The 8,061-nt window shown below is 74.8% G+C and carries 9 protein-coding genes and 1 pseudogene; 6 read left to right on the top strand and 4 right to left on the bottom strand.

The window, feature by feature from the left end; translation table 11 throughout:
* Positions 1 to 104 precede the first annotated feature (104 nt).
* Positions 105 to 1,415: an SWIM zinc finger family protein gene (locus tag ACFWEG_RS27130; protein ID WP_387220237.1), complete on the top strand. Its 1,311-nt coding sequence runs from the start codon at positions 105 to 107 to the stop codon at positions 1,413 to 1,415.
* An 8-nt stretch (positions 1,416 to 1,423) separates the two neighbouring features.
* On the opposite strand, the gene ACFWEG_RS27125 is transcribed toward ACFWEG_RS27130, so the two are convergent.
* Positions 1,424 to 1,918, bottom strand: a complete 495-nt coding sequence (locus tag ACFWEG_RS27125) for a hypothetical protein (protein ID WP_387220231.1) — start codon at positions 1,916 to 1,918, stop codon at positions 1,424 to 1,426.
* A gap of 272 nt (positions 1,919 to 2,190) precedes the next feature.
* Here ACFWEG_RS27125 and ACFWEG_RS27120 point away from each other — a divergent pair, with 272 nt between their 5' ends.
* The 3 genes from ACFWEG_RS27120 (at position 2,191) to ACFWEG_RS27110 (ending at position 4,379) form a co-directional block, all read left to right on the top strand.
* The gene (locus tag ACFWEG_RS27120) at positions 2,191 to 3,051 is read left to right on the top strand and encodes a helix-turn-helix transcriptional regulator (RefSeq protein ID WP_387220228.1); all 861 of its coding nucleotides are present in this window, start codon (positions 2,191 to 2,193) and stop codon (positions 3,049 to 3,051) included.
* A gap of 87 nt (positions 3,052 to 3,138) precedes the next feature.
* Positions 3,139 to 3,354 (top strand): DUF397 domain-containing protein, encoded by a 216-nt coding sequence (locus ACFWEG_RS27115; RefSeq protein ID WP_387220234.1) that lies wholly within the window; start codon positions 3,139 to 3,141, stop codon positions 3,352 to 3,354.
* A 212-nt stretch (positions 3,355 to 3,566) separates the two neighbouring features.
* Positions 3,567 to 4,379, top strand: coding sequence for an SAM-dependent methyltransferase (locus ACFWEG_RS27110; RefSeq protein WP_387220226.1), 813 nt, complete (start codon positions 3,567 to 3,569; stop codon positions 4,377 to 4,379).
* 22 nt (positions 4,380 to 4,401) lie between these two features.
* Here the strand turns inward: ACFWEG_RS27110 and ACFWEG_RS27105 are convergent, their stop codons facing one another.
* Both ACFWEG_RS27105 and ACFWEG_RS27100 read right to left on the bottom strand, forming a co-directional pair.
* Positions 4,402 to 4,884, bottom strand: a complete 483-nt coding sequence (locus ACFWEG_RS27105) for a DUF1772 domain-containing protein (RefSeq protein ID WP_387220223.1) — start codon at positions 4,882 to 4,884, stop codon at positions 4,402 to 4,404.
* A 99-nt stretch (positions 4,885 to 4,983) separates the two neighbouring features.
* On the bottom strand, positions 4,984 to 6,195 hold the full coding sequence (locus ACFWEG_RS27100; protein WP_387220220.1) for a pyridoxal phosphate-dependent aminotransferase: 1,212 nt from the start codon (positions 6,193 to 6,195) through the stop codon (positions 4,984 to 4,986).
* 84 nt (positions 6,196 to 6,279) lie between these two features.
* On the opposite strand from ACFWEG_RS27100, the gene ACFWEG_RS27095 reads away from it, so the two are divergent.
* Both ACFWEG_RS27095 and ACFWEG_RS27090 read left to right on the top strand, forming a co-directional pair.
* On the top strand, positions 6,280 to 6,975 hold the full coding sequence (locus ACFWEG_RS27095) for a winged helix-turn-helix transcriptional regulator (RefSeq protein ID WP_387220218.1): 696 nt from the start codon (positions 6,280 to 6,282) through the stop codon (positions 6,973 to 6,975).
* 28 nt (positions 6,976 to 7,003) lie between these two features.
* Positions 7,004 to 7,648, top strand: a pseudogene (locus tag ACFWEG_RS27090) (uridine kinase).
* Here ACFWEG_RS27090 and ACFWEG_RS27085 read toward each other — a convergent pair.
* Entirely contained in the window at positions 7,635 to 8,027 is a 393-nt protein-coding gene (locus ACFWEG_RS27085) for a PPOX class F420-dependent oxidoreductase (protein ID WP_387220215.1), read from the bottom strand. The pseudogene ACFWEG_RS27090 and the gene ACFWEG_RS27085 overlap by 14 nt on opposite strands.
* Positions 8,028 to 8,061 lie beyond the last annotated feature (34 nt).

Here is an 8,061-nt window from a genome sequence, read left to right as displayed (position 1 = left end):
CCCGCCGGCCCGTGCGCCGCGCGGCGACGGATGGGCGCGCGGCGACGGGCGGGCGGGCGGCGACGGGCGGGCGGGCGCGGCAGGCCGGCCACGACCGGAGCGAGCTGCGCCGCACCTACCCCGCGCTCCCGCCCCCGCCCGCCCGCAGCGGCCCCATCGCGGAGACCTGGTGGGGGAACGCCTGGACCGAGGCCCTGGAGCGGATGTCCCTCGACGCCGGCCGGCTCGCCCGCGGCCGGGACTACGCCCGCGCCGGGCACGTCGACGCGATCACCGTCACCCCGGGCCGGGTCACCGCCTACGTCCACGGCAGCCGCGCCCGCCCCTACCGCACCGACCTGCGGCTGCGCACCCTCGCCGACGCCGACTGGGAGCAGTTCCTCGACCAGGCGGCCGCCCGGCCCGGCCACATCGCGGCCCTGCTCGACAAGGACATGCCGCACTCGCTGGTGGACTCCGCCGCCGAGGCCGGCGTCGACCTGCTGCCCGCCCCCGGCGACCTCGTCCCCACCTGCTCCTGCCCCGACTCCGGCCGCCCCTGCAAGCACGCGGCCGCCCTCTGCTACCAGACCGCCCGGCTCCTGGACACCGACCCGTTCGTCCTGCTCCTCATGCGCGGCCGCGGCGAGCGGACCCTGCTCGACGACCTCGGCCGGCGCAACGCCGCCCAAGCCGCGCAGGAGGCGCACGACGCCCGCGAAGCCGCCCGCCGCGACCGGTCCGGGGGCGGATCCGGGACGGACCCCGCACCTCCGGACGCGGCCGCCGTCGAGCTGCCCGCCCTGCCCGCCGCCGAGGCGGTCGCCGCGACCGCCGCCGGCCTCCCCCCGCTCCCCGAGCCCTTCCCGTCCCCCGACCGGCCGGGACCGCCCCCGTCCTACCCGGCCGCGGCCGGCGCCCCCGACCCGCTCGTCCTCGACCAGCTCGCCACCGACGCCGCCGCCCGCGCCCACGCCCTGCTCACCACCGGCGCCGACCCCGTCGCCGGCCTCACGCCGTGGCAGGACGCCGTCCGGCTGGCCGCCGCCCGGCCTGGCTCCGGCCTGACCGCCGCCACCCGCGCGCTCTACCGCGACCTCGCCGCCGGCACCGGCCGCCCGGTCACCGAGCTGGCCAGGGCGGTCGCCGCCTGGCGGCAGGGCGGCGCGGACGGACTGCTCGTCCTGGAGACCGCCTGGGACCCGCCGGCCGGCCCGTTCGACCGGGCCCGCCCCGCCCTGCTCGCCGCCGACCTGCCCGCCCTGCGCCCGCACCGCAACCGGCTGACCTCGGCCGACGGCTCGATCCAGCTGCGGCTGGGCCGCGACGGCCGCTGGTACCCCTACGAGTCCGACCCCGGGCGCGAAGACTGGTGGCCCCGCGGCGAGTCCGACGCCGATCCGGTCGGGGCGCTCACCACGCTGTTCGGGGGCTGAGCCCGGGCTCAGCGCGCCGACCAGCTGGGGGTGGTCCCGGCCAGCTGGCAGACGACGAAGTACAGGGGCAGCGGCGGGGTGTACGCCGAGGCCGTCCGCCCGGCCGGGCGGTGCACGAGGCGCAGGGCCGGCGGGCGCTGCGCCGACACCGCCCCGGGCGCGGCCGCCGGGACCCGGACGTCGCTCGCGTACCGGGTCGGCGCGGGCCAGTCGGTCTCGATGTCGGAGCCGCCCGGGACGATCCACCACCAGTGCGTCGGATCGGCGAAGACGCAGCCGACCTGCGGCAGCCGCTTCATCAGCCGCGGCGCCAGCCGGGCGGGCACGCCCACCGCGTCGCAGCCGAGGGAGGTGCCCAGCGACGGCGGGATGTCCAGGCGCAGGTCGCCGGGCGGAGTGCCGTGGGCGGCCCCCGCCGTGCCGTGCGCCTGCTTGTGGTGGGTGCGCGAGAGCCGGCTGAGCAGGTCGAGCGAGAGCGGCGGGCGCTTCGGCGTGGTGCTCATTCTCATCGCGAGGTCTCCGCCAGGTGCGTGAGTCCGGTCAGGAGCGCTTCGGTTCTCCCCGGCGTCCCCGAAGGGCCCGCGGTGCGCACGACGTGCGCGGCGGCTCCGGCCGGAGCGGATAACGCGACGCTGTTCCGAGAGGAGATCACCGATCAACTATCGCCCCGCCGACCACACTTGGCAAGAGTCACTATGAATAGTGCAGAGTGTGCCGCTCGGCGTCCGACGGCATGTCAGACTGCACGTCACACAGGCAGTGGGGGAGGTGCGGCATGAGCGAACCGAGGTCGGCCCCGACCGTGGGACAGGTGGTCCTGGGCAAACGACTGCAGGTCCTGCGCGAGAAGGCCGGACTCCGCCGGGAGGACGCCGCGCAGATCCTGCGGGTCGCCCCGGCGACCATCCGGCGGATGGAGACCGCCGAGGTCGCGCTCAAGGTGCCGTACGTCCAGCTGCTGCTGAAGGAGTACGGCGTCCCCCAGGCCGAGGCGGAGGCCTTCGCCGAACTCGCCGAGGAGGCCAACCGCCCCGGCTGGTGGCAGCGGTTCCACGACGTGCTGCCGAACTGGTTCAGTATGTACGTCAGCCTGGAGCAGGCCGCGAGCATGATCAGGGCGTACGAGCCGCAGTTCGTCCCCGGTCTGCTGCAGACCGAGGCCTACGCCCGCGCGATCCTGCACAGCGGCTCCGTCGGCCCGCCCGACCCCGAGCGGGTCGAGCGGTACGTGGCGCTGCGCATGGAGCGGCAGTCCCTGCTGCTGAGGGAAGACGCCCCGCGGTACTGGGCGATCATGGACGAGACGGTGCTGCGGCGGCCGGTCGGCGGCCCGCAGGTGATGCGGGAGCAGATCGACCGGCTGATCGAGAGCTGCGACCACCCGCTGGTCACGCTGCAGATCGCCGAGTTCGCGGCCGGCCACCACCCGGGCACCTACGGGCCGTTCGTCCTCTTCCGGTTCGCCATGCCGGAGCTGCCCGACATGGTCTACAGCGAGTACCTGACCGGGGCGGTCTACCTCGACGCCCGCAACGAGGTCACGGCGCACCTCGAGGTCCTGGACCACATGGCCGCCCAGGCGGCCACGGCGTCACGCACGAAGGAGATCCTCAAGGATCTCCGCAAGGAGTGGTGAATGAAACCTGACCGAAGTGACCGGGAACCGGTACACCACATCGGCCGACGCGCCGGCCGCGACCTCAGGGGGCGTGTCTACAACGGCATGCGCGCCGCGGATCTGGGCGCGGAGGGCTGGCACAAGCCCTGGAGCGGGGGGAACGGGGGCAGCTGCGTGGAGGTGATGAAGCTGTCGGACGGCCGGTTCGCCCTCCGCCAGTCCGCGGATCCCGACGGGCCCGCGCTGATATACACCGCCGTCGAGATCGAGGCCTTCGTCCGCGGCGCCAAGTCCGGCCAGGCGGACTTCCTGCTCGGCTGACCGGCCCGCGCGACCGGGTCCCGCGCGGCACGTCGGACGCCCCGCGGGACCCGCCCCCCTCCCGCGGTCGCGGTCCCGGACCGCGGGCCGCGACGGCGCACGCCGCCCGCACCCGCGACGCGACCCGCGGGGCACCTCGACCCGACCCCGTAGATCCTCCAACTAGGCTGTCGGGCACCGTAGTTCGCCTCGCTGATCGCATGGAGTCACGCATGGTCGCTCAGGATCCGATGTCCGCCCAGCCCCACATCGACACCACGGCTCCGCACACCGCGCGGGTCTACGACTGGCTGCTCGGCGGGAAGGACAACTTCCCCGCCGACGAGGCGGTGGGGCGGCAGCTGCTGACGCTCAACCCCAACGCCAGGATCATGGCGCGCTGCAACCGCGCGTTCATGCACCGCGCGGTGCGGTGGCTGGCCGGGCGGGGCGTGCGGCAGTTCCTCGACATCGGCACCGGCATACCGACCGAGCCGAACCTGCACCAGGTGGCGCAGGAGGTCGCGCCCGAGGCCCGCGTCGTCTACGCCGACCACGACCCGATCGTGCTCCGCCACGCCCAGGCGCTGCTGCGCAGCACCCCCGAGGGCGCCACCGAGTACGTGCAGGCCGACGCCCGCGACCCCAAGGCCATCCTCCACGAGGCGGGCCGGACCCTCGACCTGGAGAAGCCGGTCGCCCTCTCGCTGTGCGCGCTGCTGCACTTCCTCACCGACGACGAGGCCTACGACGTCGTCCGCGACCTGCTCCGCCCGCTCGCGCCCGGCAGCTACCTGCTCGTCTCGCACGCCACCGGCGACTTCGAGCCGGAGAAGACGCGCGAGGGCCAGCAGATGTACCGGGCCCAGGGCATGACCCTGGAGCCGCGCAGCCGGGTCGACGTGGCGCGGTTCTTCAACGGCCTCGAACTGGTCGAGCCGGGCGTCGTGGTCCCCACCGCGTGGCACCCCGACCTCGGCGAGGTCATCGACGTGCCCGGCGACACCCCGATCTCGGGCTACGGAGCGGTCGGCCGCAAGCTCTGACGTCGGGCCCGGGCCCGGGCGCTCAAGCGACGAGCGCGAACGTCAGCGAGACGGCGGCCGCCAGCGCGGCCACCGTCCGTACCGTGTTCCACCGGGTCCACTCGGTGACGTACGTCCGCCACGGTGCGGCGCTCGCCGCGTCCTGCGGGTCGAGGCGCTCGATCGCCGTGTTGCGGGGCACGTTCGCCGCCGCCGTCACGCCGAACGCGCCGATCAGGTAGAGCCCGGCGCCCAGCAGCAGTTCGACGGTCGCGTCCCGCGGGCGGTCCACCAGGGTGAGGACCGCCACGGCGGCGTTCAGCACCGCCGTGCCCATGAACGTCCCCATGAACCAGACGGTGAAGACGCCCGCGTTGACGGTCTGCATGGCCGCGAGCCCCTGCGCGGGCGGCAGCCGGGCCAGCGAGGGCATCACGAGCGACGAGAACGCCAGGAACATCCCGGCGACCAGACAGGACCCCAGCGCGGCGAGCAAAGTCAGGACGAACAGCGGACCGTCGGGCATGGCGACTCCTGGGGCAGGGCGCGGGTGTCGGCATGATCCTGTCCGGTCCCCGGCGGCCCTTCAACTCCCTTTCGCCGCGGGCTGATCGGCTCCTCGGCCTCACTGCCGGTACCCGCTCAGGAAGCGCCCGATCCGGCTGATCGCCGCGTCCAGGTCGTCGACGTGCGGCAGGGTGAGGATGCGGAAGTGGTCGGGAGCCGGCCAGTTGAAGCCCGTGCCCTGCACGACCTGGATCTTCTCCCGGAGCAGCAGGTCCAGGACGAACCTCTCGTCGTCGTGGATCCGGTGCACCTTCGGGTCGAGGCGCGGGAACGCGTACAGCGCGCCCTTGGGCTTGACGCAGCTCACCCCGGGGATCTCGTTCAGCCGCTCCCACGCCCGGTCGCGCTGCTCGCGCAGCCGGCCGCCCGGCGCGGTCAGCTCGTGGATGGACTGCCGGCCGCCGAGTGCGGCCTGGATCGCGTACTGGGCGGGGGCGTTGGCGCACAGCCGCATCGAGGCCAGCATCGTCAGCCCCTCCAGATAGCTCCGCGCGTGCTGCCGCGGGCCGGTCACCACCAGCCACCCGGAGCGGAAGCCCGCCACCCGGTACGTCTTCGACAGGCCGCAGAAGGTCAGGACGACGAGGTCGGGGGCGAGGGCGGCGACCGGGTGGTGGACGGCGTCGTCGTAGAGGATCCGGTCGTAGACCTCGTCGGCGAGGACCATCAGGCCGTGCCGGCGGGCGAGGTCGAGGATGCCCTCCAGGACCTCCTTCGGGTACACGGCGCCGGTGGGGTTGTTGGGGTTGATGATCACGACGGCCTTGGTGCGGTCGGTGATCTTCGACGCCATGTCGTCGAGGTCCGGGTACCAGTCGGCCTGCTCGTCGCAGAGGTAGTGCACGGCCTTGCCGCCGGACAGGGTCGTGACGGCCGTCCACAGCGGGAAGTCCGGGGCCGGGACCAGGATCTCGTCGCCGTCCTCCACCAGGGCCTGCACCGCCATCGAGACCAGCTCGGAGACGCCGTTGCCGAGGTACACGTCGTCGACGTCGACGTCGGTCAGACCGAGCGCCTGGTAGCGCTGGGCGACGGCCCGGCGGGCGGAGAGCACCCCGCGCGAGTCGGTGTAGCCGTGGGCGCGCGGAAGCATCCGGATCATGTCCTGGACGATCTCCTCCGGCGCCTCGAAGCCGAACAGCGCCGGGTTCCCGGTGTTGAGCCGCAGCACGCTGTGCCCGGCCTCCTCCAGCGCGTTCGCGTGCTCGATGACCGGCCCGCGGATCTCGTAACAGACCTCGCTGAGCTTGCTCGACTGGCGGAACTCCATCGCGCTGACCTCCCCGGGAACGGTGATGCTTGGTTTTACCAAGGAGCAGCTTGGAAAGTCCAACGCGTTGTCTACACTGCGGACATGCCGCCACGTCAGCCGACCGCCTCCCCTTCGTCCGGCCCGTCCCCGACCGCCCCCGCAGCGCCCCGCCGCCGGAGCTACGACCAGTACTGCGCCGTCGCGCGGAGCCTGGACGCGGTCGGCGACCGCTGGTCCCTGCTGATCGTCCGGGAACTCCTGGCCGGCCCCCGCCGCTACACCGACCTGCACGCCGACCTCCCCGGCGTCAGCACCGACGTCCTCGCTTCGCGTCTGAAGGACCTGGAGCGCGAGGGCCTCGCCACCCGCCGCAGACTCCCGCCGCCCACCGCGGCCCACGTCTACGAACTCACCCCGCGCGGCGCCGAACTGCTGCCCGTCCTCACCGCGCTCGCCGCCTGGGGCGTCCCCGAGCTCGCCGAGCCCCGCCCCACCGACGCCGTCCGCGCGCACTGGTACGCCGTCCCGCTGCTCGCCCTGCTCGACCCGCTGGGCGTCCCCGGCGTCCTCGACGTGACACTGGAGGACGGCGTCTTCCACCTGCGGCTCGGCGCGCGGGACGCGGCGCGCTACGGGGACGGCCCCGCCGCGGGCGCCGACGCCGGGCTCGCGCTGAGCGCCGCGACCTGCCGGGAGCTGACGGCCGGCCGGCTCACCCTCGCCGACGGCGTGCGCGACGGGCTCGTGACGGTGGCGGGGGAGGGGCCGCTGGCCGCCGCGCTGCGGGCGGCGGGCTGAACGCCCCCAGCCGTGGACACTTGACCGCATGCGCCTGGAACCGATCACCTGAAGCCGCCTCACGGACGCGCTCGCCGACCGCGTCGCCGCACTGGAGCCGGCCGACGGCGGCCTCTGGCCCCGCGTCGCCCTCGACGGCCCGCCGCCCGCCGGGACCGCGGGCCTCGCCGGCCGGCTCGCCGCCGCCCTGCGGCTGCGCGGCCGCCCCTCCCAGGTGATCGACGCCCAGGACTTCCTGCGCCCGGCCTCGCTGCGCCTCGAACGCGGCCACGAGGACCCGGACGCCTTCCTGGAGGAGCGCTACGACACCGGCGCGCTCCGGCGCGAGGTCTTCGACCCGCTGGCCCCCGGCGGCACCGGGCGCGTGCTGCCCGACCTGTGGAACGCCCGGACGGACCGCGCCACCCGCAGCCCGTACGTCGGCCTGCCGCCCGGCGCCGTCGTCCTGGTGCACGGACCGCTGCTCCTGGGGCACTGGTTCCCCTTCGACCTCACCGTCCACCTGCACCTGTCGGAGGCCGCGCTGCGCCGCCGCACCCCGGACGCCGAGCGGTGGACGCTCCCCGCCTTCGCCCGGTACGCGGACGAGCAGGCCCCGGCCGCCGCCGCCGACGCGGTCGTGCGCGCGGACGACCCGCGGCACCCGGCGTGGACGGGGCTCAGGGGAGGGTGATGCGGATGCCGACCGTGCCCTCGTCCCCGCGGCGCAGCTTGCTGCCGAGCAGGGTGAGGCGGCCGAGGATCCCGTACTTGCGGGCGAGGAGCCCGCGGTAGGCGGCGGTCCGGGAGGCGTCCAGGATCTCGGCGGTCCCCGGCACCTGGTCGCCGGTCGGCCTGCCGCGCACGTCGCAGGGGCCGACCAGGACGTCGGCGCGGCGGCGGATGCGCTTGACCTTCCAGGAGCCGGCCGTGGTCCAGACGCCGAGGCCGTCGCCGTCGCGCACCACCCAGACCGGGGTGGGGACGGCCGTGCCGTCCTTCTTGTAGGTGGAGACCAGCAGGTACTTGCCGGCGCCGAGCCGGTCGAGGAGTGCGTCGCGTTCGTCGCTCATGACCGGCAGCATAGGGCGGGCGGAGGGGCAGCCC

The sequence above is a fragment of the Streptomyces sp. NPDC060194 genome, from assembly GCF_042728285.1.
Taxonomy (GTDB): Bacteria; Actinomycetota; Actinomycetes; order Streptomycetales; family Streptomycetaceae; genus Streptomyces.
This window is presented reverse-complemented; position numbering and strand designations above follow the sequence as displayed.